27 protein-coding genes and 1 pseudogene are annotated in these 24,889 nt (G+C 49.0%); 5 read left to right on the plus strand and 23 right to left on the minus strand.

All coding sequences use genetic code 11. The features are described 5' to 3' along the window. Nucleotides 1-49 precede the first annotated feature (49 nt). From ABD014_RS02770 to hemE, 6 genes are all read right to left on the minus strand, one after another. Nucleotides 50-880, minus strand: a complete 831-nt coding sequence (locus tag ABD014_RS02770; RefSeq protein WP_343857339.1) for a DUF92 domain-containing protein — start codon at nucleotides 878-880, stop codon at nucleotides 50-52. A 2-nt stretch (nucleotides 881-882) separates the two neighbouring features. Further along, the gene (locus tag ABD014_RS02775; RefSeq protein ID WP_343857146.1) at nucleotides 883-1,533 is read right to left on the minus strand and encodes a fumarylacetoacetate hydrolase family protein; all 651 of its coding nucleotides are present in this window, start codon (nucleotides 1,531-1,533) and stop codon (nucleotides 883-885) included. A 415-nt stretch (nucleotides 1,534-1,948) separates the two neighbouring features. Then, a complete protein-coding gene (locus ABD014_RS02780) occupies nucleotides 1,949-2,695 on the minus strand; it encodes a glycerophosphodiester phosphodiesterase (protein WP_343857148.1) in 747 nt (248 codons plus the stop codon). Between the two features lie 77 nt (nucleotides 2,696-2,772). Beyond that, nucleotides 2,773-4,122: a CapA family protein gene (locus tag ABD014_RS02785; protein WP_343857151.1), complete on the minus strand. Its 1,350-nt coding sequence runs from the start codon at nucleotides 4,120-4,122 to the stop codon at nucleotides 2,773-2,775. A gap of 162 nt (nucleotides 4,123-4,284) precedes the next feature. Then, nucleotides 4,285-5,229 (minus strand): ferrochelatase, encoded by a 945-nt coding sequence (gene hemH, locus ABD014_RS02790; RefSeq protein ID WP_343857153.1) that lies wholly within the window; start codon nucleotides 5,227-5,229, stop codon nucleotides 4,285-4,287. Between the two features lie 41 nt (nucleotides 5,230-5,270). After that, on the minus strand, nucleotides 5,271-6,320 hold the full coding sequence (gene hemE, locus ABD014_RS02795) for a uroporphyrinogen decarboxylase (RefSeq protein WP_343857155.1): 1,050 nt from the start codon (nucleotides 6,318-6,320) through the stop codon (nucleotides 5,271-5,273). A gap of 210 nt (nucleotides 6,321-6,530) precedes the next feature. Between hemE and ABD014_RS02800 the strand changes: the two genes are divergently transcribed. Beyond that, entirely contained in the window at nucleotides 6,531-7,736 is a 1,206-nt protein-coding gene (locus tag ABD014_RS02800) for an MFS transporter (RefSeq protein ID WP_343857341.1), read from the plus strand. 1 nt (nucleotide 7,737) lies between these two features. Here ABD014_RS02800 and ABD014_RS02805 read toward each other — a convergent pair whose 3' ends face one another. Next, nucleotides 7,738-8,367 carry an O-methyltransferase gene (locus ABD014_RS02805; protein WP_343857158.1) on the minus strand — a complete coding sequence of 210 codons (630 nt, stop codon included), beginning with the start codon at nucleotides 8,365-8,367 and terminating at the stop codon, nucleotides 7,738-7,740. A 167-nt stretch (nucleotides 8,368-8,534) separates the two neighbouring features. On the opposite strand from ABD014_RS02805, the gene ABD014_RS02810 reads away from it, so the two are divergent. Beyond that, nucleotides 8,535-9,680, plus strand: a complete 1,146-nt coding sequence (locus tag ABD014_RS02810; protein ID WP_343857160.1) for a THUMP domain-containing class I SAM-dependent RNA methyltransferase — start codon at nucleotides 8,535-8,537, stop codon at nucleotides 9,678-9,680. Nucleotides 9,681-9,786: 106 nt separating this feature from the next. Next, a complete protein-coding gene (locus ABD014_RS02815; RefSeq protein WP_343857162.1) occupies nucleotides 9,787-11,784 on the plus strand; it encodes an LTA synthase family protein in 1,998 nt (665 codons plus the stop codon). A gap of 130 nt (nucleotides 11,785-11,914) precedes the next feature. Here the strand turns inward: ABD014_RS02815 and ABD014_RS02820 are convergent, their stop codons facing one another. The 5 genes from ABD014_RS02820 to ABD014_RS02840 all read right to left on the minus strand — a co-directional run bounded on the left by ABD014_RS02820 (nucleotide 11,915) and on the right by ABD014_RS02840 (nucleotide 14,602). Further along, complete coding sequence (locus ABD014_RS02820; RefSeq protein ID WP_127001028.1) at nucleotides 11,915-12,148, minus strand: YuzB family protein; 234 nt, start codon at nucleotides 12,146-12,148, stop codon at nucleotides 11,915-11,917. Between the two features lie 59 nt (nucleotides 12,149-12,207). After that, nucleotides 12,208-12,510 (minus strand): heme biosynthesis protein HemY, encoded by a 303-nt coding sequence (locus ABD014_RS02825; RefSeq protein ID WP_068780369.1) that lies wholly within the window; start codon nucleotides 12,508-12,510, stop codon nucleotides 12,208-12,210. A 139-nt stretch (nucleotides 12,511-12,649) separates the two neighbouring features. Next, nucleotides 12,650-12,889, minus strand: a complete 240-nt coding sequence (locus ABD014_RS02830) for a YkvA family protein (protein ID WP_179016123.1) — start codon at nucleotides 12,887-12,889, stop codon at nucleotides 12,650-12,652. Nucleotides 12,890-13,025: 136 nt separating this feature from the next. Continuing rightward, nucleotides 13,026-13,946 carry a M14 family metallopeptidase gene (locus ABD014_RS02835; protein WP_343857168.1) on the minus strand — a complete coding sequence of 307 codons (921 nt, stop codon included), beginning with the start codon at nucleotides 13,944-13,946 and terminating at the stop codon, nucleotides 13,026-13,028. A 29-nt stretch (nucleotides 13,947-13,975) separates the two neighbouring features. Beyond that, on the minus strand, nucleotides 13,976-14,602 hold the full coding sequence (locus ABD014_RS02840) for a TraX family protein (RefSeq protein WP_343857170.1): 627 nt from the start codon (nucleotides 14,600-14,602) through the stop codon (nucleotides 13,976-13,978). 195 nt (nucleotides 14,603-14,797) lie between these two features. Between ABD014_RS02840 and ABD014_RS02845 the strand changes: the two genes are divergently transcribed. Then, nucleotides 14,798-15,703, plus strand: coding sequence for a diacylglycerol/lipid kinase family protein (locus ABD014_RS02845; protein WP_343857172.1), 906 nt, complete (start codon nucleotides 14,798-14,800; stop codon nucleotides 15,701-15,703). Nucleotides 15,704-15,789: 86 nt separating this feature from the next. Here ABD014_RS02845 and racE read toward each other — a convergent pair whose 3' ends face one another. From racE to ABD014_RS02880, 7 genes are all read right to left on the minus strand, one after another. After that, nucleotides 15,790-16,605 carry a glutamate racemase gene (racE, locus tag ABD014_RS02850; RefSeq protein WP_343857174.1) on the minus strand — a complete coding sequence of 272 codons (816 nt, stop codon included), beginning with the start codon at nucleotides 16,603-16,605 and terminating at the stop codon, nucleotides 15,790-15,792. Between the two features lie 273 nt (nucleotides 16,606-16,878). Continuing rightward, the gene (locus tag ABD014_RS02855; protein ID WP_343857176.1) at nucleotides 16,879-17,340 is read right to left on the minus strand and encodes a YtxH domain-containing protein; all 462 of its coding nucleotides are present in this window, start codon (nucleotides 17,338-17,340) and stop codon (nucleotides 16,879-16,881) included. 173 nt (nucleotides 17,341-17,513) lie between these two features. After that, on the minus strand, nucleotides 17,514-17,942 hold the full coding sequence (locus tag ABD014_RS02860) for a DUF86 domain-containing protein (RefSeq protein ID WP_343857178.1): 429 nt from the start codon (nucleotides 17,940-17,942) through the stop codon (nucleotides 17,514-17,516). 28 nt (nucleotides 17,943-17,970) lie between these two features. Next, a complete protein-coding gene (locus tag ABD014_RS02865; protein ID WP_343857180.1) occupies nucleotides 17,971-18,258 on the minus strand; it encodes a Dabb family protein in 288 nt (95 codons plus the stop codon). Between the two features lie 556 nt (nucleotides 18,259-18,814). Then, on the minus strand, nucleotides 18,815-20,119 hold the full coding sequence (locus ABD014_RS02870; protein WP_343857182.1) for a 6-phospho-beta-glucosidase: 1,305 nt from the start codon (nucleotides 20,117-20,119) through the stop codon (nucleotides 18,815-18,817). Beyond that, nucleotides 20,119-21,108, minus strand: coding sequence for an N-acetylglucosamine kinase (locus tag ABD014_RS02875; RefSeq protein ID WP_343857184.1), 990 nt, complete (start codon nucleotides 21,106-21,108; stop codon nucleotides 20,119-20,121). Before ABD014_RS02875 ends, ABD014_RS02870 begins: the two co-directional genes overlap by 1 nt. A 112-nt stretch (nucleotides 21,109-21,220) precedes the next feature. Further along, nucleotides 21,221-22,105 carry an AraC family transcriptional regulator gene (locus ABD014_RS02880; protein WP_343857186.1) on the minus strand — a complete coding sequence of 295 codons (885 nt, stop codon included), beginning with the start codon at nucleotides 22,103-22,105 and terminating at the stop codon, nucleotides 21,221-21,223. A gap of 230 nt (nucleotides 22,106-22,335) precedes the next feature. On the opposite strand from ABD014_RS02880, the gene ABD014_RS02885 reads away from it, so the two are divergent. Further along, nucleotides 22,336-22,656 (plus strand): LSm family protein, encoded by a 321-nt coding sequence (locus tag ABD014_RS02885; RefSeq protein ID WP_343857188.1) that lies wholly within the window; start codon nucleotides 22,336-22,338, stop codon nucleotides 22,654-22,656. A gap of 88 nt (nucleotides 22,657-22,744) precedes the next feature. Here the strand turns inward: ABD014_RS02885 and ABD014_RS02890 are convergent, their stop codons facing one another. The 4 genes and pseudogenes from ABD014_RS02890 to ABD014_RS24805 all read right to left on the minus strand — a co-directional run. Next, nucleotides 22,745-24,100, minus strand: a complete 1,356-nt coding sequence (locus tag ABD014_RS02890; protein WP_343857345.1) for a PFL family protein — start codon at nucleotides 24,098-24,100, stop codon at nucleotides 22,745-22,747. A gap of 94 nt (nucleotides 24,101-24,194) precedes the next feature. Continuing rightward, entirely contained in the window at nucleotides 24,195-24,464 is a 270-nt protein-coding gene (locus ABD014_RS02895) for an ACT domain-containing protein (protein ID WP_251407442.1), read from the minus strand. 134 nt (nucleotides 24,465-24,598) lie between these two features. Beyond that, entirely contained in the window at nucleotides 24,599-24,730 is a 132-nt protein-coding gene (locus tag ABD014_RS02900; protein WP_343857194.1) for a hypothetical protein, read from the minus strand. A 30-nt stretch (nucleotides 24,731-24,760) separates the two neighbouring features. Beyond that, nucleotides 24,761-24,889, minus strand: a pseudogene (locus ABD014_RS24805) (ArsR family transcriptional regulator); the annotation flags it as partial.

Raw genomic sequence — 24,889 nt, forward strand, 5'->3', positions numbered from 1 at the left:
CTACTTTTCTGTTCAATTAATACGATATTAATAAAAGGCAATGCTCCAGCTAGGTTAAAATAACCCCCAGCCCCCAGGCAATGAAGCCAGCTGCCACAGAGCTGATCAGATTTACCGCATCATTGCTCATCCAGTTCCAACCTCGTGCCGGCACGGTAGCTTGCCCGCAATGCTCGCGAACCTCGACGATCTTGCCGCATACTTCGCAGCGGAACATCTTCTGTACTGTTGCACCTAGCAATGAATCCGCCATCGCTCCGGCAAATCCCGACACTCCGCCGATAACAATCCATTTCCATAAGTCGATCGATATTAAGCCTTGCATGGCGCCCTGCATATCTCCAGTCCATCTCAGCAGCACCCAAGCGGCACCACCAATAATCCCGGCGCCAATCAGCGCTGCCATACTGCCCAACGAAGAGACCCCGCCGGATGTTCCCGGCGGAACAACTCTCCAGTTCACTACGGAACGAGGCGGTCTTTTGCTCAGTCCACCCCACTCTGTAGCCCATGTATCTGCTGTTACAGCTGCCATCGTACCAATGAAGAAGCATCCCCAGACCGGATTTGGCCACAGCGCATTCAATATGCAAGCAACCATCCCAAGACCGCCATTAGCGAGCACTTGTCCGGCGTCACGCCTGCCGCTCTTGGCATAGGATTTCTCCAGCTCTTCCTTGCGTTCGCCGCGAAGCTTGGAGAATATAGATGAGGTCACGAAGAACAGGATCAATATACCAAACCAAAATAAATTACCAGCTGCATAATATACAGTGCCCATAATAACAGCAGCAACGGCCCCCGATAAAGATAAGGATCTCTTCCAATAAGCAGCTCCAGCAATCAATAGGGCGCATAACGCCCCGATAATCCAGTCTATCATTACGACCGTCCCGAAGCTGCAGGCCCGCTCCCAATCACACAGCTTCCAAGTACTTGGGATCCATAGGAGATTTCCAAGCGGTCACCTTTATATACCGGGCCAACTCCCTCCGGAGTACCTGTGAAAATATGGTCACCTTCACCCAGTCCATAACGTTCAGCCACAAAATCGATAATTCGCTGCAGTGGAAAGATCATATTCGCGATATTGCCGCGCTGGACGATCTCGCCATTCTTGCGCAGAATGAAGTCCTCCCTCGCCGTCTCTTCCGTACCCGGAAATGCGATGTAAGGGGTGATCGGAGCGGAGTTGCGGAATGCCTTAGCCGCCGTCCAGGGATGTCCCTTGGCCTTCAACTCAGTCTGGACATCACGCAGTGTGAAATCGATGCCGAATCCCATAACATCAACGAGTTCATCTACTGATATCCCCGGCTTATATTCCCGCGCGATGCGCAATACGAGCTCAGCCTCATAATGAACCTCACCCTGTTCTGTGGGCAGATCAAGCTGAGCACCAGTCATTGGCACGATCGCATGGGACGGTTTCATAAATATCATCGGTTCCTTCGGCACCGCATTGCCTAATTCCTCAGCATGCAGTCGATAGTTGCGTCCTACGCAATATACGTTAGCAATTGTTCTGTTCACTATATATTTCTCCTTTAGTAGAGGTAGTTAAATTCTATGTAAAGTTATATTTGCGGAAAATAAGCAAAAAACAACGAGTACTAGGCGGCCTGTACCCTGAGGTAATGGTTGTCAGCCCCTTTCGTACCCGTTGTCATCATTCGCACGAATATCCAGAGCGGAATTCAGCGTACCTATGTCGATTGTGACATAGAAACCTACCTTTTTGCAAGTATCTGCGACTTATGTCAACGCGCGCTCTAAGGCTTATATACTGCTACATCACAGAATAGGGTCTGTTCATATTCACGGTACTGGCCATGCCCCTGTACTGCAGTTACCCGTACATCTTCTACGAACCAGGTTTTAGGCCTACCTAAAAAATACCGATCCATTCTGGACCGGTACGTAGCTGCCGAATAAGCTCAATATTTTTTCAACTGCGAACGCAAGACATGGCCTTCAACCATCGATCTGGCCAATTGGTGCATAATAGAACCTTATCGCCCTTTGCTCTGACCCGTCGCAGCTTCCTGACATCGTTCATCGTCCAGGCCATAACCTCAATACCACATCTTGCCGCCTTGGTAGCCAGCTCCGCAGTTAAATAGCGATAATTCAGCGACAGAAAGCTGCAGTGCAGCATTTGAAGGCGAATGAACAAATCCCTCGGCTTCTCATCGACGATTAATCCGGTGCGGATTCCCCGGCCGATCTCCTTCACCTTAGCAAGAACACGTGGCTCAAAGGAAGTAAGAACCACCTCATCCTCCATCCTATATCTCCTTATCGCTGATACGATCTTCTCCTCAATGCCCGGATACATATTCCCTTGCGTTTTGATCTCAATATTAGCTCGCAATCGTCCGGCAATTGCCTCCAGGAACTCATCCAGGCTGATCAAGCGTTCCCCAGCATATTCAGGAGCCTTCCAACTCCCTGCATCTAGACTCTTTAACTCAGCCCAGGTCCTCTCCCCTACAGGGCCCCGCCCGTTCGTCGTTCGATTCAGAGTGAAGTCATGAATAAGCAGCGGAACCCCATCCTTAGACAGCTGAACATCCACTTCTACCCATTCCACATAAGATTCCTGCATTGCTCGCTGGATCGCAGCCATCGTATTCTCCGGAGCAATTCCAGAGAAGCCTCGATGGGCTACACATAAATTTTGTATATTTCCCATGACTTACGACCCCCGCCTGTTGACTCACTCATCAAAATGGAATGACACTTATAATAAAATAAGGCAAGTTTTTACAGTTAAGATTTCGTTCTTACTTCACCAGAGTCATTGATCCTAATCCCAGGTGATAGAGCCTCTATTTCCTTCAACAGCTTGGTGCCATTCTTCTCATCCATGGGAACTGGCTGGCCAATTTCCGTAAGGTAAGGCGTAAGCTTCAGTTGGCAGTCTCCGCTCTTGTTGCATTTTGCCGAGAATACTGCCGTCTCCCACGTTTTTGGATCATTCGATTTCGTAAAAATAAAATTCCCCGTGCTGTACACGACCCATTTCCCCTTGTATTGTTCAATGCCTTGCATCACGTGGGGATGCCCACCAATGACCAGATCGGCGCCGGCATCAATAAAGGCATGGGACAGGTTCGTCTGATGGTCCTCCAGCTTCGTTACTCTCTCCTTGCCCCAGTGAGTTACGACTAGCACCAGATCCGCCTTCTTACGGGCCTCCTTAATGGCCTTAACCGCGAGAGTGGAATCATACACGGCTGCAACCCCAGCGTTCTTCTTGGTAGCGGCCCAGTCTGCCTGCGGGATCACCCGACTGAAGCCACATAGCGCGATCTTGATTCCTTTGCGTTTGAAGTAAGTCGGAGCATAAGCCTCATCGCTATTGCTGCCCGCACCGACGTATTGGATCTTATTGTCCTTCAAATGCTGAATCGTATCCAGCAATCCTTCTACCCCTTGGTCAAGAGTATGGTTGTTCGCCAGATTAACCGCATCAACACCGGCCTTGAACATCTCTTCGAGCGCCTTCGGCGAGGACTTGAACACGAACGTCTTGTCTTCAGCGGCAGTCCCTCCATACGTCACTGGCGTCTCCAGGTTGAGCACGGTGAGGTCGTCGCCCTGGAACAGATCCTTAACATACTGATAAGGATAATCATAGCCCTGCTTCTCTAGGACCTTCGCCACATTGCCAGAGAAGATCGTATCCCCGGCGAAATGGATCAATACCTGATCCCCGGAGGCCGTCTCCTCCGGTGTCAGCTTCAGATCGCCGTTCAGATCAGCATCTACTGTGGTGCTGGATCCCTCATCATCCAGCAATCCGTCCGTGGATGAGTTATCTTGCCCATCCGCATTCAATGCGGAATCTGTCTGAGCGGAACGATCCTCGCCTTCATTTGACGGCTCATTCTCATGCTGGGAAATATCCGGCATCTCATACAGACCAGGATTATTCTGCTCTTGCTGCTCTACATTCTTGCTATTCCCCTGGACCGTACGATAATCAAGATAATAATAAGTCCCTAGCACAACAATAATAAAGATAAGAAGGCCGTTCACTGCCAGCCAAAAACGGCTTAGGCGGCGTTCCTGCTCTTGTTTTCGTTTTTTATTTTTTTCAGACCTTGGTGGATACATCCATGAGACTCCTTTGAAAACATGATTTGTTCATGACATCATTGATTTTATTATATCAAGGTACTACAAATAAATAGAACCCTCCGCCTATTTTACAGGGAAGGGTTCATAATTTCACGTTTGTTACATTAATGAAACTACTTAGGCAGTAGATCTAGAAATCTATTTCAAATCTGTTGCTTGTTTCATAACGCACTCGGCCAGCGTCTCCATATAAAGCGGATCGGTTCCTAAGGATTCGATACGCTCGAGGCGCATATCCAACTCCTTGGCAATCGTCTTCGCTTCAATATCTAGATCATACAACACTTCCAGATGATCTGATACGAACCCTACTGGAGCCACAAGAATATCCTCCACCTGTTCCTGGCTTAAGCTGCGGAGCGTATCGAGAATATCTGGTCCCAGCCATGGATCGGCTGTACGGCCCGCACTCTGCCATGTGAATTGCCAGTTATTCACTCCAGCTTCCGCTGCCACGGCTCCGGCTGTCTCCAACAGTTGATCCTGATAAGGATCTCCCATCTTAAGGATGCGTTCAGGCAGACTGTGCGCGCTGAATAACACTTTTACCTGATCCCGATTCGCGCCGCCCTCTTTGAACTGATCCAGCTTGGCACACACCCGATTTGCGAACGCTTTGATCAGCTTCGGATGCAGATGATAGCTATGCACGAAGCTCATCTCTACGCCCAGCTCGGCTGCCTTCTCCTCAGCCCGCTTTATGTAGCCGCCAATGCTCATCACCGAATAATGTGGAGCAAGCACAATTCCGATCGCCTGCTTAATACCGTCACGGGCCATTTGCTCTACTCCATCCTCTATGAATGGACGGGCATGCTTCAACCCCTGATAACAGACAAATTGCTGATCCGAACCTTGGTTCAGCTGACCCAGCGTCTCCTGCAAGGCAGCTACCTGCTTATCCGTATTCGCGCGCAGGGGGAACACGCCGCCAACAATTGCCTCATAACGTTCTGTCAGTTCCCGAAGCTGCTCCGGAGTCGGGGGATGCCCGCGCCGTATATGTGTGTAATAAGCCTCTACTTGATCCATGCTCTCCGGTGTGCCATAAGACATCACCAATACGCCGATTTTTGTGCTCACGCTTTTATTCACCTCATCCATTAAATTGAGACAGCCAATATCTATTCTTTCTGCGCAATAGCCTGATGTGAGTACTCATGTACATATTCCGTCAATTCACGTAACTTATCTAGAGATGCCTCAGGGAATAGTCCATGTCCGAGATTGAACACAAACCCCGGCTGTTGAATGCCTTGGTCGATAATATCCTTGGCATACTGCTTAATCACAGGCATAGGCGCAGTTAGAACATATGGATCCAAATTGCCTTGTACAGCAAAGTCCCCTCCGGTTCTACGCCTTCCCTCTTCGATCGATATGCGCCAGTCAAGACCAATCACATCCGCCTTAAGCTCTGTCAGAGCCGGCAGCAATTCCCCCGAACTTACGCCTGGAAAATAAATCTTCGGTACATCAAGATCGGACAGCTCGGCAAAAATGCGAGTGATTGTAGGTAATACATATCGTTCAAAATCGCGTCTGGCCAGCGCGCCAACCCAGCTATCGAACAGTTGGAACGCTTTACCGCCATTCTTAATATGTGCTCTCAAATAGGCGATGACCATATCTCCAAGCTTATACATCAGCTTGTCCCATAGCTCGGGCTCGCCATACATCATACTTTTTGTACGTATGTAGCTCTTGGACGGACGCCCCTCAATTAAGTAGCTGGCAATCGTAAATGGAGCCCCGGCAAAAGTAATAAGCGGAACCTCTAACTCCCGGTCAAGAATACGTATCGTCTCTAAAATATGGGATAGATCACGCTCGACATCAATCGGAGTCAGACGGTCGATATCGGCCTCTGAACGAATCGGATTGTCGATGACCGGTCCAATATTCTTGACAATATCGAAGTCGATACCGATCGATGCAACCGGGTTCATAATATCCGAGTATAAAATAGCCGCATCCACGCCAAGCTTGCGTACCGGCATCATCGTTACCTCCGCGGCAAGCTCCGGTTGACGGCAAATTTCGAGCAAGCTGTACTTCTCTTTGATCTTGCGATATTCCGGGTCATACCTGCCTGCTTGTCGCATGTACCAGACGGGAACCGTATCGATCTCCTGCCTCCGGCATGCGCGAATAAACCGATCATTATATGCCAACCAACTTCTCCTCCTATTATCAAAATCCTATATTATACATTATGACTTCTTTACCTAGATGTAACAACTATCACACCCGGAAAACTCATGACAATCATATGACAACTGCTCCGATGATTATGGACCATTGTGGTATACTAGAAAGATCAGTCTTTTTGAGGTTTCTATATTATTACACCCAGAATACAGTCAGAAAGGAAGTGAAGCACACTGAAAACCTGGAAAGTAAACCTCATTGTGCTTTGGGTTGGATCATTCCTTGTCAATGCCGGAATGACCATGATCACTCCGTTTCTGTCTCTTTACTTATCCAGAGATCTGAATGTTCACGGAGAACATGCGATCGGCTTATGGGCCGGAAGCATCTTTGCAGCCAACTTTGCGACCTCCTTCATCTTCCAGCCGATATGGGGCAAGCTGGCTGATAAATATGGAAGAAAAGTCATGCTCCTTCGCTCCGGATTCGGCATGTCGATTGTTATTGCCCTCATGGGCTTAGCTACACAGCCATGGCATCTGCTCATGCTGCGGCTACTCAACGGTACGATCTCCGGCTTCAACCCGGCTGCAGTATCGCTCATATCCGGAACGGCGCCGAAGGAAAGAATGGGCTTTGCGATGGGAACGATCCAGTCCGGCAACGTCGCAGGTACGATTCTTGGCCCGCTGATCGGCGGACTTTTGGCCGATTGGGTAGGATTCCGCCCTATTTTCTATATTACCGGCAGCCTGTTATTCCTCGCCTCCCTAGCTTGCTTGCTGTTCGTGCGCGAGAACTTCAATAAAGAAGCCGCAGCCCAAGTACCGCAAATTTCTGTGCTTGCAGGCCTGCGCGAATTAACGAAGACTCAGCAGCTGACCGCTTTATTTGCTGTAACATTTCTGCTGCAGTTCGCCATGATCAGCCCGATGACTTTGCTGCCGCTATATGTAGAGAGACTGCATGGAACCGCGGTGAACGCCTCGTTCTGGGCAGGCTTCGTCAGTGCGGTCACAGGGATGTCCAACATGATCACTTCGCCGATACTCGGCCGGGTCAGCGATAAGATCGGAGCACACCGCATATTGACATTCTGTCTGATTGGTGCCGCAGCGATGCTGATTCCACAAGCATTTGTGCAGAGTGTCTGGCAACTGGTTATTGTCCGCTTCCTGATGGGGATCTTCATGGGAGGACTTCTGCCGAGCGTGAACGCTCTGATTCGGTTTTATACCCCCGACGGAATGGAGAGCCGGGCCTTCGGCTTCAATAGTAGTACGTTGGCCCTGGGCAACATGTTCGGCGCCTTGATCGGAGGTACGTTATCCGGCTTCATCGGCATTGAAGGATTATTCATTATTTCCGGTATTTTATTGCTGTTAAACACAATCTGGGTAAGAACCAAGCTGTATTCCAAGCCGAAAGCTCACGCATAGATTATTTCACCAGCGCCAACGCCAGGCCGTCATAGGCCGGCAGCATCGTGCTGATCAAACGCTCATCCGATGCGATCATTTCATTGAATTTCCGCATGGCCATCACCGAAGGTCCGTTCTTGTCGGTATTTAGAGTTCTACCTCTAAGCAAGGTATTGTCTCCGGCAATGAGCGCTCCCGGTGACGCCAGCGAAATCGCATATTCCAGATAAGCCGGGTAGTTCCCTTTGTCCGCATCGATCAGGAAAAAGTCGAACTTCTCCCCACGCCGCTTCAAAATCTCCAAACTGTCCAGAGCGGGTCCAACCATATATTCCGCCATTTGACCATATCCAGCCATCTCCATATTGCTTCCAGCCAGCCTGGCATTATCCTCACTAATCTCAAGCGATACTAGACGTCCATCTGCTCCGAGTCCTCTGGCCAGACATATTCCGCTATAACCGCCAAGGGCACCGATCTCAAGCGCACGCTTCGCACCACCCAGCTTCGCCAGCAAAGTCAGCAATCTGCCATAGCCAGGCGCAATCGATACATCCTGAATCCCGTGTTCCTCAATCGAACGAGTGACTTTGCTCAGCACCTCGTCTTCTGTATACAATTCATCGCCATATTGCTCAGGCGTTATCATATATCCACACTCCCTTTTGAACGATCTAGATTTAAATTGCCGTCAACAGACAACAATAGTTTGTAACTTGATAGACATTGTCCTATACTGAATTGTATGGTTTTTGCACATTTCCTACAAGAAATAGTTCAGGAATTACAAGCTTTATACGGAGTTGATTAACGAGAATGTCGAGACAATTGGAATTGATCGCAACTGCACCGATGGGTCTGGAAGCCGTCGTGGCACGCGAGTTAAAAGACTTAGGCTACACCGATACGAAGGTAGAGAACGGACGCGTCACTTTTAAAGGGGATCTGATCGATATCTGCCGCTGCAACCTCTGGCTGCGCACGTCAGACCGCGTACTCATCAAAATGGGAGAATTCACGGCCCGCACCTTTGACGAATTGTTCGAAGGCACTAAGGCTTTGCCTTGGCAGGACTGGATTCCCGTGCACGGAGAATTTCCGGTAGAAGGCAGATCCCATAAATCGCAGCTTAGCAGCGTCCCTGCCAGCCAAGGCATCGTCAAGAAAGCGATCGTCGAGAAGCTGAAGCAATCCTACCACACGGAATGGTTCCAGGAGAATGGACCACGCTATGTGATTGAGGTCAACCTTCTGAATGATGTTGCACTGTTGACGCTGGACACGACAGGACCCGCACTTCATAAACGCGGTTACCGCAAGCTGATTACAGAAGCTCCCCTCAAGGAGACGATGGCGGCAGCGCTTATTCTGCTCAGCCGTTGGAATCAGAATCCGTCTCGCCCATTCTACGATCCTTGCTGCGGATCGGGAACGCTGCCGATTGAAGCCGCAATGATCGGCTGGAATATCGCCCCTGGACTGCGCCGCTCGTTCAATTCAGAGAATTGGCCAGCCATTCCGCAGGAGTTGTGGCAGGACGCCCGGGATGAAGCGATCGACTTGGTACGTGATGATATTCCGTTGAATATCAGCGGCAGTGATATCGATCCGAAGGCGATTGAAGTAGCCCAAGCGGCGGCCAAGAGTGCTGGACTTGCTAAAGAGGTCACTTTTCAGGCGCTTCCCGCGGCAAGGATCGGGCTTCAAGGCGACTATGGATGTATGATCACGAACCCTCCTTACGGTGAACGAATTGGTGAGGAGAAAGAAATTCGCCGCTTGATTTCCCAACTCGGCCGGATTTCCGCGGAACATCCAACATGGTCCTTCTTCGCTATTACCCCGACCAAGCAATTTGAGCATGAGTTTGGCCGTAAGGCGGACAAGCGCCGCAAGCTGTTCAACGGTCGGATCGAGTGCCAATACCTGCAATACCTTGGCCCCCTTCCACCCAGACATTAATCTGGGGGAAGGGTTTTCCTTGTTATAGAGGTTGTTCAAAAAGTTCACTTTTGCTCACGAAGTAACACTGAGAGCTTATTCGATTTAGAAAGGAGGCTGGCATTTCATGCTGAGTCATACACAGGCTAGGGGTCCGCGTGCCCTATTAACACGCTTGTATCGTGCCCGTTTTTTTGCATATATCGTCTTTTTATTTCTAATCTTCTATAAACTAGTTCTGCTTCATAACAACCTGCACGCCAGATATATCGATATGAGTCGGCTGGATGATGTGATCGCTATCGGCTCAGTCATGCTGATCTCGTTCTGGGTATTCTGGCTGCCGCGGCGCGGACGCTTGGCTGCCCTATGGATCCTTGACATTGTCCTTACCTTCCTCATCTTTGCCGATCTGATCTATTACCGTTACTTCGGTGATTTCATTACGATCCCGGTTCTGCTGCAGGCGGGTCAAGTCGGCGAGCTCGGAGACAGTATCCGCTCGCTTATCCATCTATCTGATCTGTGGCTGTGCGCCGATCTGCTGCTGGGGTTGATCGCCGGGATATTCTTTGGTCTACACCGAGGGCGACTGCAGAATACACAGCGTAATCAATTGGGCTCTCTCTATCCTCAGACCTATTCATATCCGGAGATACCATCTTGGGGACGCGTGGCGATTCGCCGCTTTGCCAGTGGGCTCATGATCTTCATCATTGGCTTCGCTATGACGCTTGGTCCAATCCGGCATTATACCAAGACATGGGCCGCAGGTTTATTTGAAGGAGGCTGGTGGAATATTTCCCTCTATAATGTTACCGGTCTGCTAGGGTTCCATTATTATGATGTCTACCGCTATGCCAAGGAGCATCTTGGCGGCAAGCCTGAGCTTAGCGCTGAAGACCAGCAGGAAATACAGCAATGGTTCGATCAGGCAAAATCTAGACGGGTTGTTCAAAATGAGACCTTCGGCGCCTACCGAGACAGCAATATTATTGTCGTTCAGGCCGAAGCCTTTATGAATTTCATGATTGGCAAGAAGATCGGCGGTCAGGAGATTACGCCGAATTTCAACCGTCTGATGCAGGATAGCATGTACTACTCCAATTTCTACCATCAGACGGGTCAAGGCAGAACCTCGGATGCCGATTTCTCATCGCAGAGCTCTCTGCACCCGCTACCTACAGGATCAGTATTTGTCCGCTTTCCAGACCATGAATATGATGCACTACCGAGTATTCTGAAGAATAACGGCTACGAAACCGGAGCCTTCCATGCCTATGAGAGCAGCTTCTGGAACCGTCTGAATATGTATAAAGCGATGAATTATGATCATTTCTACAGCAAATCGGATTACAAAATGGATGAGGCCATCGGCTGGTCGCTTGGCGACAAGTCCTTCTTCCGCCAATCGCTGGAGTTGATGTCTACGGAAAAGCAGCCCTCCTATTCGTTCCTGATTACTTTATCGAGTCACCATCCTTATACGCTTCCCGCCAACGTGCAAGAGTTGGATCCTGGTGAATTCAAGGGAACTATATTTGGCGACTATCTTCAATCTGTCCATTATGTAGACGCAGCGGTGGGCGAGCTGGTAGAAGGAATGAAGCAGCAAGGGATCTGGGACAATACGATCCTCGTCTTCTATGGTGATCATGACAACTCGATTCAAGACAAGGAACCTTATGAGCAATTTCTCGGCAAATCCTTAACCAGTCTTGATATGAGCCAAATCATGAACCAAGTTCCTCTATTGATTCATCTACCTGATGGACAACATGCGGGGATTTTCGATGAGCCTGCGGGTCAGCTCGATATGGCGCCTTCATTACTGCACTTGCTCGGTATCTCAACCGAAAGCTACTATATGATGGGCAATAATCTATTCTCCGGTCAGGAACGCTTTGTCGTGCTTCGATCGGGTGCTTTCACAGATGGTAATCTGTATTACGTTCCGTCTCCGGATAGCCGCTTCGATAACGGCTCCTGCTATGATCTCACGACACGTAAACTTACTGATGTAGAGAAGTGCAAGATCCCTTATGAAGAAGCGAATAAGCGCCTATCCATATCTGACCGTGTGATTACGGGGGATTTGATCAAATTGCTAAGAACAAAGGAATGAATTTAAAACAAACAAGATGATTCTATTTAGATTATAAGCAAGATAAATCACTTACTGATACGTAAAAAAAGAGCGTCCATAGTACAATGGACGCTCTTTCTAATCCTTATTAGATTAATAATAGCTGCTCTTAATTTTTCGGCTTCTTCACAAAAGGTGCCGCCTTCTCCAGCACTTCATCTTCCGTCGGACCGCTGACATAACGGCCGTTAATGTAGATGAAGGCTCTTTTGCCGCATGGCCCGCAGTAAGACTTGCAGCCGACCTTGATGTCGGCATCAGGTGCCATCTTCTTCAGCTTCGGCACAAATGTCTTCATACGGATATGATTGCATTTATCGCAAATGCGAATGTCATTTGCCATCATGTTTTCCCTTCTTTTCTTCAATGCTATTGCTTAGTGGAAGTTCAAAAGTTCCGTTCTTAGTGATCTCCATGGTTGCCCATGGACGGGTTCGTAATCACGAATCCTTCTTCAGGCAGATACAAGTAGTCAATCTTCACGCCATCAAGCATCGGCTCGTTCGCATCGACAAGAACATCAATTTCTTTATCGGTCGATACTAATGTCAATTTGTCGTCAGGCTTGACCAAATCAAGGCCATAATGGGCATGGTCTCCATGAGCATGGGTAATGAACACCTTCAAGACCAAATCTTTGTTCTCTTCCTTGTCCATTTCTTTCTTTATCACTTTGGCCGCGTTGCGGGTAATTTTCACTTTCATAAGGGACATCTCCTGTTCAGCAAATATGTTATATCTATACCGCCAATATTCCTATTGTAAAGAAACCTTGGCCTGGATGCAAGGGTCCACCGTATATATTCCGTAGCATGGAATCCTCTTGCCGGATATGAACTTATCGTTAAACTGATGGATATTTACGCTCTGCCCGTGCTACGAACCAGTTCATTAACAACATTGTGACCGCCAGATCATCAATTGGAATGAAAGGTAGAAAATCAGGAAGCACCCAATACAACAATGCCGGAACAGTGAGCAGAAGCTTGTCCAGCAATGGAATCTGTGGGGATTGAAGCAGCCTAGGCACCCTTCGGAAAATATGTGACCAATGCCGCAGCGACCACAATTTCGACCATTTCATCGCGAACCCTCCTTAGCATGCGGGTTAAGGGACTGTCCCCTACATGTAGAATACCCTGTTTCCTTTCTTCTACACTAGTTTATTTCCTTAGCGGGAACAAATGATAATTAGGCCTGACGGCCATCCGGGGAGAATTCTATCCCCGGATAAACTCCAACAGCAGTGGCGCCAGATCTCTATAGATGGAGTCGAATTGTTCCGGCGGCAATGGATTCTTGCCCTCTCCTGCCTCTACTGTGTAACCCGGGCGACGAAATTTCATAATGAACCAGTCCTTGTAGCCCGCATCACTTCCGCTTAGCTTCACAGCACGGTAACCGCTCGCCGCTGCCAGTCTATCTGCCAATGCTTCCGCCTCCGGCGGCTCCTGATCTCGGTAGTTCCAGTATATCTCCCGGCCTTGAGTATGAAGAGAGAGAACACGGCTGAAATCCACAGTATCCGTCAGCTCCGCCAATGCCTGGGCTTCTGGTTCACTTAGCGGGCAAGGTCCGCTGTAATCCTGAGAAGCTGGCCCACAAACCTGACGGCGCTCACGCTCTGTCTCCCAGCAAGCCGGGAACTGATCATTCAGGTCGACCCCACGAATATTTGCCTTCCATGCTGTGAAATCATCGTGTCCATCATTCCATGCAAGCAAGCAGCTTCTCCAGCTATCGCCGGCCATTACAGCACCGTCCTGGGCCAGATCAACCCCGTCCGGATTAACCATCGGCACGATCCACAGAGTCGCTTGCTGCAGCAAATGAGCAATAGCCTCTGATCGCTGCGAACAGGCGTGTTCCAGCAGATCCTCCATAAAACGCAGCAGGAGTGGAGTAGTAATCCATTCATTCGCATGCACAGCCCCGTTCATATGCACGCGCTCTGGACCATTGCCAATCATAAAACAATCGATCGATCGCCCAAGAACACTTCTACCAATACTTCGCCGGCATAGATGCGGATATTTACGCATCAATTCCATGCTTTGAGCTTGGAAGTCGGCATAGCGATAACCGTCACATACCTCTACAATCGGCGTATCAGCCCGATCCGCAAATTGCGATGAATCCATGTTTTCTCCTCCCCATTCAATTTCTGTTCTTAAACATGCCAGTAGCTGACTGCCGCCAGCACTAGAAGATGAAGCGGATAATAAGAACGCCACAGCCAGCGCGGCATTCGGATCAACTCCAACCTGCGCCATATTGTAGGATCTAACACGATTAATAGCGTCGGTATAATACTCACCATCTGCACCACCCAGCCATAAACCAGCAAATAAATCACGTTCAGTAATACATGTATGAACAGCAGTTGATATTTCTCCGCATATCTGAATATAAGCACCAGAAGCAGTCCATATGCCCCGTAATCAAACGGAATAACCTCTATCAGCAGGCTGCAACCCGCGATCAACAGGATCGACAGTATGCCTGGGCGCATATGTTCTAGCAAGCGCATTAACAGAGCAGCCACCAGGAGTGTCCCTACGACATTTATCCCACTCCGGCTTAAGGCGATCTGATAGGGAAGCTGGGACAGGACTGTAATGATCGTGAGCCGCAGCATATATTTACTATAGCTCGTCGTATACCGGAAGCCTTGCACCAATGCATAGGCATAGATCGGGAAAGAGATGCGGCCAATAATACGCCATATTAACTCACCGGGAAAGAACGCCGCTCCGATATGATCGAGCAGCATCGTGACGATCGCGATCCATTGCATAGGCTCTCTCCTCAAAATTTAATGGTTCCTTTTTAATCTTAATTTGTTACACTTAAACTACTTAAACTTAGAATGTATCCGCATTCAAAAGTTACAGTATCAATAATTCATAGGATGTATAAGAATTTTGGGGAACGCATCTATTCTTGTTGTGTACTACCTTGAATCGAACGAGCTGCATATGGAGGAACTATCATGTACTTATTTATCGTGAATCAACGCTCAGGAAATGGGGGAGGAAGACGGGTCTGGCGAGAAATTAGTCAGATCCTTGATGATAAAGGAGTAACTTACGAATATCAATTTACCGAGAGTGCTGAAGGAGCCCAAGCTTATCTCAAGGAGCAATTGGCATCTCCTGTGGAATGGAAAGCAGTTGGTGTTGTAGGCGGAGACGGTACGATCCACAGTCTCTTGCCTGCGCTGCGCGCAACCGGAATTCCGCTGGCTGTCTTCCCGGCAGGTTCCGGCAATGATACCGCCCGAGGATTCGGTATTCCCAAGAAGATACCGGCAGCTGTTGATACAATGCTGCAGGGATTGCCGAGAATTGCCGATCTCATCTCAACTACGGGCCGCAGCACGTTAACCGCTCTGGCTGTCGGCTTCGATGCCGAGGTTGCGGATAATGTCAATAAGAGCCGTTATAAGAAGATATGCAACGCCTTAGGCTTTGGAAGATTGGCCTATGTCATTGGCGTATTTCATACCTTGCTCACCTTCCGTCCAGCCGACCTTACTGTAGAATGTGACGGGGTTATTCATAACTATTCTTCGGCCTGGCTGACAGCGGTCAATAATGTGATCAGCTACGGCGGAGGGTTGACGATCTGCCCGGAAGCGAAACCAGATGACGGCGTGCTGGACATTTGCATCGTTCATGATTGCTCCAAGCTGCAGCTTCTGCTGCTGTTTCCAACTCTGCTGTTCGGCAAGCATACACGGCTTCCTTTCGTGACGATGATGCGCGGCAGACATATCTCAGTCCATAGCTCTCTTTCCCGGCTGGCACTAGGTGATGGAGAGCAGATTGCTTCAACGCCTCTATCTGTTTCGGCTGATCCGGGTGCTCTAATGGTAATGTGCCCACTCCCAAAATAACTTTTTATAGGAACCGGACTTTTTGAACGCGCTTTGAGCAAAAAACCTTTGGATGGTTATAGCCATCCAAAGGTTTTTTTTGATAGTTAAGAAGGATTCGATACTTGCCATACAATCGGCGTTAACTCAATTTGTTCTCCTAACCATTGTAAAGCTATTTTACGGAAAATTTCCGGGTCCCCGCTGCAGAAAAACTGATGAATCGGGATTTCATTCCCTTTTGCCAGGCTGTCTTTCTGATACAGAATCGTGCTGATCTCCCGCGCCGTCTCATCGGCGGAACTGATCAGCTTAACGCTTGGCCCCATGACCTGTTTGATCTCCTTCTTGAGGAATGGGTAATGGGTACAGCCGAGAATGAGACAATCAAGTGAATAATGTCTGATCTCCGTAAGAGAGTCCCGCACAAGCTCCAGGGCTTCTGGCGTATCATATCGCCCTTGCTCAACCAGAGGTGCCAACGTTGGACACGCCTTGCTTACGATTTCTACACCTGGATTTAATTCCTTGAGAGCCGCTATATAAGCTCCGCTCCGGATCGTCCCTATAGTGCCAATGACTCCAATCTGCCCTGTCTTGGTAGCACTGATAGCCGCACGGGCTCCAGGATGAATTACACCGATTACAGGAATATTCACCTTTCCTTTGATATATTCCAGAGCCGCCGCAGTGGCGGTATTACAGGCGATGACAATCATTTTAGGATCAAATTGAATCAGAAAATCAACAATCTGCTCCGTGAAGGAGCTTACCTCTTCAGGTGTACGTGGACCATAGGGAGCACGCGCGGTGTCTCCAAAATAAATAATCTTTTCTCTAGGAAGCTGTCTCATGACTTCCTTGACGACGGTGAGTCCTCCGACGCCCGAGTCTAATATTGCGATGGCTTGCTGCACGAACATACCGCTTCCTTTGTTTATTAGTATTATTTCTCTACTCGTTACTTTATGACTGCCTTGCATAAAGCGTACCTAAATATTAGCGTAATTTCAAGGATGGTACAAGGATGCAGATCAGGCCTCAGCACACCTCTACACGAGAAAAAAGACCCTGAAATCGGGTCCTCTTGCTCTTATTAAGTATTAAGATCCCGTACAAGCCAAATGCTCTCTCTTAGCCCTGAATAGGCGAGTTTACAATCCACTAGGACTTGGCTTAGCTCGGTCTGGATGGAATTAAGCTTCCTCGACCTCATCCTTGACTGCCTGAGCAACTTCCTCAATCGAATCCCCGGCTTCTACAGCAACGGGTTCGCCAATCTCTTCTGTGGCAGTCACCGCTTGCTCTGTATCCTCCGCAACGCCGATTACAGCGGTCTCCAACAGCAGAGGGTCTTCGTCATCGGCTACAGATGACACACGTACTTCAACTTTCCCGTCAGATTTACTCCCACGCCATTCTTGGAAATCTTCGATTAGATCGCCTGTTGTTTTCTTAACCTTATCAACCAATTGAGCACCCTGCTCGGACACCTTGCCTGCCACCTCTTGTGTCTTCTCGCCGACTTGGCGCGCACCGTCCGCGATATCCTTGCGCAGTTCTCGTCCTGCCTTCGGAGCAAACAACAGCGCTGTAACTGAACCTACAATCGTACCGATAGCTGCGCCCCAAATCCAGCCTTTGTTTCCTTTACTCATAATCCATCTCTCCTTATCGTACAATTGCACTAACAGCCGATTCAACCACTGTCCCCCCCGCAGGAAGGCAGCCTCCCTTCAGCTATTAGGGCGAATGCCTATATAATTAATGTCATTATAAGCAGTTGTAGCTTGGCCCGTCACAATTTACCGCCTATTTTTTTGCCAGCCTGTCAAGAAGGAATCGCTTCTCGATCCAGATAGCTGCGAACCTTATTCGCAAATGAATCCAATGCTGCATGAAGGTACTGAACCAGTTCATGCCCGCCAGATCTGTCCCAATCGAAATAACTCTGTACGAGAGGACGGCGCAGACGTACCAGCTTCGTAAGTATATTGCCCAGTTCCTTGTCAACGACCTGCTCGTCCATCATAATTTCAACGATATCCTCATAGCTGCTCGCATCTCTCATGATAAAGCCATCGATCAAATAACTGCCGACATCCGTTACGACCTCGATGGCCAAATGAATGGCCCTTTCCTCCGCATAACGGGCCAGCAAGTGCTCTCCTGGATTCGTATTCGCTAGTGTAAATACTTGTAAGATCTCGGGAATAACGTCCAATCTCCGTTCGATTTGCTCCCGGTTCACATAATACATGTGCTAACCTCCATGCCTTATCGATTTGTTAGAATTCAAAATCTACAGCTACCTGGCTCTCACGTACTTCGTTCATATGCTCGATCACTTTCTTATGCTCCGGATGCACCTGATAGCCCTGCAGATCTTCCAGCGAATCAAAGGTTGCGATCAGCGCGATATCATAGGAACGAGGTGACTTCACAACGTCCACTCCGACTTCCAGCGAACGTAACTGCTCTACCTTGCCTTCCAGTCCACGCAGCACTCCTTCCGTCACCCGAATGCCCTCCGGTGAAGAGTCCTTCAATTTAAACAGAACAATATGCTTGATCATGTAAGCCCTCCCTTTCCCATGCTCTATAAGAGGTAATTCAAAAAGTCCGCTTTGGAAAAGAAACCTTATCGTGATTGAAACACCTTCTTCACAAAATATAACATAACCCCCAGCTACATGAAAGGCTACTTCGTCACATCAAGACGAAAAGAGACCCCCAGAATCTTCCTGTCTCTCTGAGGGTCTTCTATTCGTTAAATCTATTCTATGACTTTCACTTATAGTGCGAGTTTAAAAAGTCAGACTTTCAGCACCGAGAAGGTTGGATGAAGCTAGGGCCTGAGGAGCGGAGCGTACGTAGTTGGTACGTGAGCACTTGAGATGTTTCCGGAGGAAACATAACTTCGTAAGCATATTGCTTAGGCCCGGCTGGATTCGATGTCGAATAGGCTCTCAGTGTTACCTCGTGTTAGATATAGAATTTATTCGTTATCTTGCTACGCTGATAAAATTCTATATCGCAAGAAAACCTACCTTTGAGTCGCGGTCGCTTATCCTTGAATTACTTCGATCGGTTTTCTTATCAGGGGACTTTTTAAACAACCTCTACATCATCTTAGAAGAAATTCGGCAGATACCGGCGATGCGCCTCGAGCATTTCATCGAGCAGCACCTTGGCTACAGAGACAGACGGCACCAACGGATGATGGGCCAGCGCCTGCAGAGCCAGGCCGCGATCCCCACTAACCGCCGCGTCGATCGCCAGGCTTTCGTAAGTCTTCACTGCATGCAGCAGTCCTTTGACATGCTCTGGAATATGCTGCGGCACAAGCGGAATCGGCCCCTCAGAGGTTACTACGCAGTTCACTTCAATACTGGCGTTATCCGGCAAGAAGTCAAATATTCCGTTGTTCGCTACGTTTAGAGTCTGAATATCATTACGGCCTGTATAGAGCGATCTCATGAGATGTACAGCGGCTTCCGAGTAGAATGCCCCGCCTCTTTGCTCTAATTGCTTCGGCTTCTCTTCCAGTTCCTCGTTAGCATACAGTTCGAACAATTCTTTCTCTACACGGCTGACCACATCGGCCCGGGTTCCGTTCTTCTCCAGTGATTCCTTCATCTCATCGAACATTTCATTCATCATGTAGTAATACTTGAGGTAGTAGGTTGGGACCGCACCCAACGATTGCAGGAACTCCGGATCCCAGCCAAGCGTTGGCACGTTCTTGGCTGAGTACTCCCCCTTGCCTGCCAACAATTCCGGCATCCGTTCCTTGCCGTTAACTAATGCCGAGGTTACCCAGTGCAGATGATTAATACCGACAAATTCAGGTAGTACCTTACTCTCGTCCACTTGATAGGCTTCCGCCAGAAATTTCTTGAAATTGATCGGAGAATTACATAATCCTACGGAGCGTACCCGTGAATATTTAGTAACGGCTTCCGTAATCATACCCGCCGGATTCGTAAAATTAAGCATCCAAGCATTCGGTGCCAGTTCTTCAATATCACGGCAAATATCTAGAATGACCGGAACTGTACGCAGCGCTTTGAACATGCCTCCTGGGCCGGTCGTCTCTTGACCGATTACCCCGTGTGAGATCGGGATGTGCTCATCAAGCTTTCTAGCTTCTAGCAGCCCTACACGGATCTGTGTTGAGACGAAATCAGCATCCTTAATTGCCTCCCGCCGATCCAGTGTCAAATGCACCTCAATCGGAAGACCTGATTTCTTAACCATCCGTTTGGCCAAATTGCCGACGATTTCTAATTTGTGCTTGCCTTCCTCAATATCAACCAGCCATAGCTCAGCAATTGGCATTTCCTCGTAGCTCTTCAGCAGTCCCTCGACTAATTCAGGCGTATAGGACGAACCTCCACCAATGACAGCCACCTTAATTCCATGTTGTGTCTTCATCACTGTATCTCTCCTTTCAAATCAGAAAAAGAAACCTGGCTTAAATGATGCTTTACCTGCGGGCTGATCTCTTGCCCATCCCGATCCATGGCACTAAGCACAGCGCCGGCGACCGGGTCCATCGTAATCCGCGTGATCGTCGCTCTCGGCGCGGTAAGGGTGATTCGCCGCTTGATCGCATCACGCATAATATCCGTGCGCACTTTAGAGAGGATGCTCCCTCCCAGCACAACATTAAATTCCTCTTGCTCCATTCCCAGTCTGACAATCAGAGCGGACGCTGCATTGCCGAGCTCTACACCCTGTTCAACAAGAATAGAAGTAGCTACTTCATCTCCCTGCTCCGCCGCTTCGAACATAAGCTTGGCAAGCTCTAATGGAGGGGTGTACTCTCCATCCAGAACCGCATCCAGCATTTGCGGCACAGTAGCAAACCCACTCGCCTGCAGAACCAGGTCCGTTAGCAGCGTTGATTTGCCGCGGCGATCCCAGGCACGGATGGCTGAACGAAACGCAAAATTGGCTAGATCCCGTCCAGAGCCTTGTCCGTCTCCGAACAGGAAGCCAAACCCACCGTATTGCAATTCTTCACCAGCGCGGTTTCTGGCCGCTGCATTAAAGCCTGTACCGCTAATAATAACCGCTCCGTAGGGATGCTCACTCCCCGCACGCATAGCAATCATCGTATCGCACGCGATAGAGTGATCGGGAAAATTCAATTCGGCGATCATTGGACGAAGAATGCGGTAATCCGCCTCCCGGTCCGCTCCCGCCAATCCAAAAAAAGCATGAGTAATGTCGTGAACAGATAGTCCTGCTTCACGCAGCGCCTGGTTGCATGCAGATGCGATGTTACGGCCCGCATTCCGGGGATCGGTCTGATGATTCCCATTCCCGCTTGCTCCTCTGCCAAGGGTCTCCCCCTTCGCATTGACGAGCAGGCAATGTGTCTTGCTGCCCCCGGCGTCAACGCCCAAGTAGTAGTTCATCTGGCATCTCTCCTTCTTCTTAAGCATACTAAAAAGGACTGTCGCATTTCTTCTGCAATAGTCCTCATTTTTGATACTATCTTACTAAAACATGAACTCACGCCATAAAAACTCATTCCACTTCCTCGCCATGCAGCCGTCTCTTCAGCACCGAAGGCGTCGTTCCAGTCTGTCCTAGGAAAAGGCGATTGAAGTTGGAGAGGTTACGGAACCCGCTAGCTTCAGCAATTTCGAGAATGCTAAGATCATCCTGCTCCAGCAGACCCACGGCGTGATCAATTCGCAGCTGGACCAGGTATTTCATCGGCGACGTACCCACGATTTGGCAAAACAGGGCACTGAACCGCGAAGGGCTTAAATGCGCCTCATCCGCCAATTCCTTCAAGGTCCATGGATAAGCCAGCTTCGCTTCCATCACCTGAACAACATGTCTGATCTGTTCCAGATGCTTCACGACGGCCCGGCTCTGTTCGCCTTGTCCGGTATGGATGGAACGATTCATTTCCGTCAGGAAGAGAAGCAGCCAGCCGCGGATCGCCGAGGCATAAGAGCGTCCCTTACCCTGGTACTCCTGATACATTCTCATCACATATTGTCCAAGCTGTTCGGCAGCCGGGTGTTCATGGGATATATGATTGGAGAGCGGATTGCCCATCTGGCGGAAAGGAAGGAGTATATCATGATCGTATTTGTACTCCGAACCAAGAAATACAGGCTCGAACATGATGATCACCATCTCCAGATCGGTCCCTTCATAAGCCCGGTGTAGATCATGAGAATCAATCAGGAATAGATCCCCCTCAACAAAAGGATAATCCTGCCCATTAATGACATAAGTGCCGCTGCCCTTTGTAATCCAGTTGATCTCTAGAGCCCGGTGCCAATGCAGCCGTTGAAATGATGGAGAAACGCCGAGCGAGGTCGAGACGGATAGCGGCAGACGCGTGGGCAGGACGATCTCATCCGGTTTAATAGAGAGCGAGGATGTCAGTTTCATCGAATATCCCTCCTTTTAATAGCTTTAATAGATTTCATATACACTCATCCGGTCAATAAGTACTCTTTACTTGATTGAATCATATCTATCTGCCAAGCACAATAATACCTGAGTAGAATCAGCAATTATTTATTTTTCATATACGCTTGTTCGAACTCTATCAAACTATGAACATATGATATTTTGTCTCCTGCTAAGGAGATATTTCTGGACAAGGGGGTGAATATACGATGGGGATTCTACGCTTATTGTTCAATTTACCTGACCGAAGACGCATTCAGATATTAGAAGCTTCTCTATCCCTTCTGAGCGTTAGAATCGATCACCTGGAGCAGGCCCTGGCTTTTGCAACATTCCCGAATCAGGACACAAGAAACCGATTGAATGATGTTATCGGGCAGTATATGACGATCCGTCTTCATAATGCCATTGTGCGCGGTACCTTGATTGCTGTCGCTGACGACTCACTAGAGATGGAAGATGATCAGCAGCAGCGCATCCTTGTTCCGACTGCCAAAATTATAAGTGTCTCGTACGAGAGCGGAGGTTAATGATTTGTCAGAGTAAAAAAACAGCAGGACAAGAGCGACATCTGCTCCTGTCCTGCTTCTTTATATCAATAGAATCGTTCTGATCCGTTTAATTCTTCAGACTTTGCAGCGGTGCCGGAATTTGACCTCCGCGCTTGATGAACTTGAATGGTGAGAAGGAATTCACCTTCATTACCGGACCGGTTCCGAACAGTCCGCCGAATTCCAGCTCTTCTCCCTCCTTCTTACCGATCGCAGGGATGACCCGCACTGCCGTCGTCTTCGAGTTGACCATGCCAATTGCCGCCTCGTCGGCTATCAGCGCAGCAATGACTTCACTTGGCGTATCGCCAGGGATTACGATCATATCCAATCCTACCGAACATACCGCAGTCATCGCCTCCAGCTTCTCTAGACCAAGCGCCCCTTCGCGCACCGCCGAGATCATCCCCGCATCCTCGGACACCGGGATAAATGCGCCCGACAAGCCGCCGACCCGTGAGGAAGCCATAACGCCGCCTTTCTTCACGGCATCGTTCAGCAGCGCCAACGCCGCAGTTGTTCCGTAAGCGCCGCAGGACTCCAGGCCGATCTCTTCGAGAATGTGGGCCACCGAATCGCCGATCGCCGGGGTCGGAGCCAAGGAGAGATCCACGATACCAAACGGAACGCCAAGCCGTTCACTTGCTACGGTACCTACAAGCTGTCCCATTCGCGTTATCTTGAACGCTGTCTTCTTAATAATTTCAGCGATTTGTGTCAAATCGAAATCATCGGGTGCACTAGCTACCGCAGCTCGTACAACACCCGGGCCGGATACGCCGACGTTAAGCACGACATCGCCCTCGCCTACGCCATGGAATGCACCCGCCATGAATGGATTATCATCAACTGCGTTGCAGAACACAACCAGCTTGGCGGCTCCGAAGCAGTCCTGATCTGCTGTTAGTTCCGCACACTGCCGAACAATATCGCCCATGAGAGCCACGGCATCCATATTAATCCCCGCTTTGGTCGAACCGACATTCACGGATGAGCATACATGCTCGGTCTCTTTCAAGGCCCGTGGGATAGATTCGATCAGAGCTCGGTCCCCCGCCGCAAAGCCCTTTTGCACCAAGGCCGAATATCCGCCGATGAAGTTGACGCCAACGGTCTTCGCCGCACGGTCAAGCGTCTTCGCGTACAACACCGGATCACCGCCGCTCGCAGCAACCAGAACGGAAATAGGCGTTACCGATATACGCTTATTAATAATCGGAATTCCGTATTCCTTCTCAATATCCTCGCCCGTCTTGACCAAATCGCGGGCCAGTCGTGTTATTTTTGCATACACTTTGTCACAGCTCTTCTCAATATCTGGGTCAGCGCAATCCAGCAAAGAAATTCCCATCGTAATCGTGCGGATATCCAGATGCTGATCCTGGATCATATGAATCGTCTCTAGTACTTCTTTCGAATTTATCATCAGGTACATTCCCTTCAGCCTTGATTAGAATAGTGCTAAGTTCCAAGTTCGATCGTGTTCAAAAAGTCCAGCGGAACTTTTTGAACTTCCTCTAAATGCGGTGCATGGAGTTGAATAGATCCTCATGCATCACCTGGATGACGAGACCGTGCTGCTCGCCTTCCGTGCGCATAATATCCACCAGCTCATGCAGTTCGCAAGTAATTTGATCAATATTCACCATCATAATCATAGCGAACATATCTTGAAGCACGGTCTGGCTTACTTCAATCACATTCGCATTGTATTTGGCGCACATCGTACTTACACGCGCTAGAATTCCTACCGTATCTTTTCCAGTAACCGTAATAACAGCTCTCATCGTCTTCTATCCTTTCGAGTATCAAATTATGTTCTATTGTATATATAATCTTTAATTTCTTACAACATAGGATTTTGCGATATTAAGTTTTTTACACTTGAACTCAAGATCACTTTTATCGCAAGAAAGAATCTTTATAAGTCTACCGCCATCACTGGCAGCGATGGGGCCAGGAGTTCGCCCGCGCGGACTTGGTCCATGCCGCCGTAGGCGTCGTGCAACAGCCCGTCTGCGGAGAGGATCTGTTCGATGATGAGATGTCCCATGAAGGTACCTTCTATGTTCGTGCTCACTGCCTATTGCTGCTGGTCGCGCAAGCGTGTCGTGTGTGCATTAAAGTATCGAACGCATTGGCCCAGCCATCGCATCAGCCCTGCTCGCTCCAATACCTTAAGGTGCTGGGAGATCGCGGGTGCGCTAATCTC

Origin of the sequence: Paenibacillus motobuensis (assembly GCF_039521865.1) — a bacterium.
In the GTDB taxonomy this organism is placed as follows: domain Bacteria; phylum Bacillota; class Bacilli; order Paenibacillales; family Paenibacillaceae; genus Fontibacillus; species Fontibacillus motobuensis.

Bases quoted from the DNA above. Each gene is read 5' to 3' on its own strand.
- ABD014_RS02780 (WP_343857148.1), bottom strand. From the start codon at position 2,695: ATGGGAAATATACAAAATTTATGTGTAGCCCATCGAGGCTTCTCTGGA.
- ABD014_RS02785 (WP_343857151.1), bottom strand. From the start codon at position 4,122: ATGTATCCACCAAGGTCTGAAAAAAATAAAAAACGAAAACAAGAGCAG.
- ABD014_RS02805 (WP_343857158.1), bottom strand. From the start codon at position 8,367: ATGATAACGCCTGAGCAATATGGCGATGAATTGTATACAGAAGACGAG.
- ABD014_RS02810 (WP_343857160.1), top strand. From the start codon at position 8,535: ATGTCGAGACAATTGGAATTGATCGCAACTGCACCGATGGGTCTGGAA.
- ABD014_RS02815 (WP_343857162.1), top strand. From the start codon at position 9,787: ATGCTGAGTCATACACAGGCTAGGGGTCCGCGTGCCCTATTAACACGC.
- ABD014_RS02820 (WP_127001028.1), bottom strand. From the start codon at position 12,148: ATGGCAAATGACATTCGCATTTGCGATAAATGCAATCATATCCGTATG.
- ABD014_RS02825 (WP_068780369.1), bottom strand. From the start codon at position 12,510: ATGAAAGTGAAAATTACCCGCAACGCGGCCAAAGTGATAAAGAAAGAA.
- ABD014_RS02830 (WP_179016123.1), bottom strand. From the start codon at position 12,889: ATGAAATGGTCGAAATTGTGGTCGCTGCGGCATTGGTCACATATTTTC.
- ABD014_RS02835 (WP_343857168.1), bottom strand. From the start codon at position 13,946: ATGGATTCATCGCAATTTGCGGATCGGGCTGATACGCCGATTGTAGAG.
- ABD014_RS02840 (WP_343857170.1), bottom strand. From the start codon at position 14,602: ATGCAATGGATCGCGATCGTCACGATGCTGCTCGATCATATCGGAGCG.
- ABD014_RS02845 (WP_343857172.1), top strand. From the start codon at position 14,798: ATGTACTTATTTATCGTGAATCAACGCTCAGGAAATGGGGGAGGAAGA.
- racE (WP_343857174.1), bottom strand. From the start codon at position 16,605: ATGTTCGTGCAGCAAGCCATCGCAATATTAGACTCGGGCGTCGGAGGA.
- ABD014_RS02855 (WP_343857176.1), bottom strand. From the start codon at position 17,340: ATGAGTAAAGGAAACAAAGGCTGGATTTGGGGCGCAGCTATCGGTACG.
- ABD014_RS02860 (WP_343857178.1), bottom strand. From the start codon at position 17,942: ATGTATTATGTGAACCGGGAGCAAATCGAACGGAGATTGGACGTTATT.
- ABD014_RS02865 (WP_343857180.1), bottom strand. From the start codon at position 18,258: ATGATCAAGCATATTGTTCTGTTTAAATTGAAGGACTCTTCACCGGAG.
- ABD014_RS02870 (WP_343857182.1), bottom strand. From the start codon at position 20,119: ATGAAGACACAACATGGAATTAAGGTGGCTGTCATTGGTGGAGGTTCG.
- ABD014_RS02875 (WP_343857184.1), bottom strand. From the start codon at position 21,108: ATGAACTACTACTTGGGCGTTGACGCCGGGGGCAGCAAGACACATTGC.
- ABD014_RS02880 (WP_343857186.1), bottom strand. From the start codon at position 22,105: ATGAAACTGACATCCTCGCTCTCTATTAAACCGGATGAGATCGTCCTG.
- ABD014_RS02885 (WP_343857188.1), top strand. From the start codon at position 22,336: ATGGGGATTCTACGCTTATTGTTCAATTTACCTGACCGAAGACGCATT.
- ABD014_RS02895 (WP_251407442.1), bottom strand. From the start codon at position 24,464: ATGAGAGCTGTTATTACGGTTACTGGAAAAGATACGGTAGGAATTCTA.
- ABD014_RS02900 (WP_343857194.1), bottom strand. From the start codon at position 24,730: ATGGGACATCTCATCATCGAACAGATCCTCTCCGCAGACGGGCTGTTG.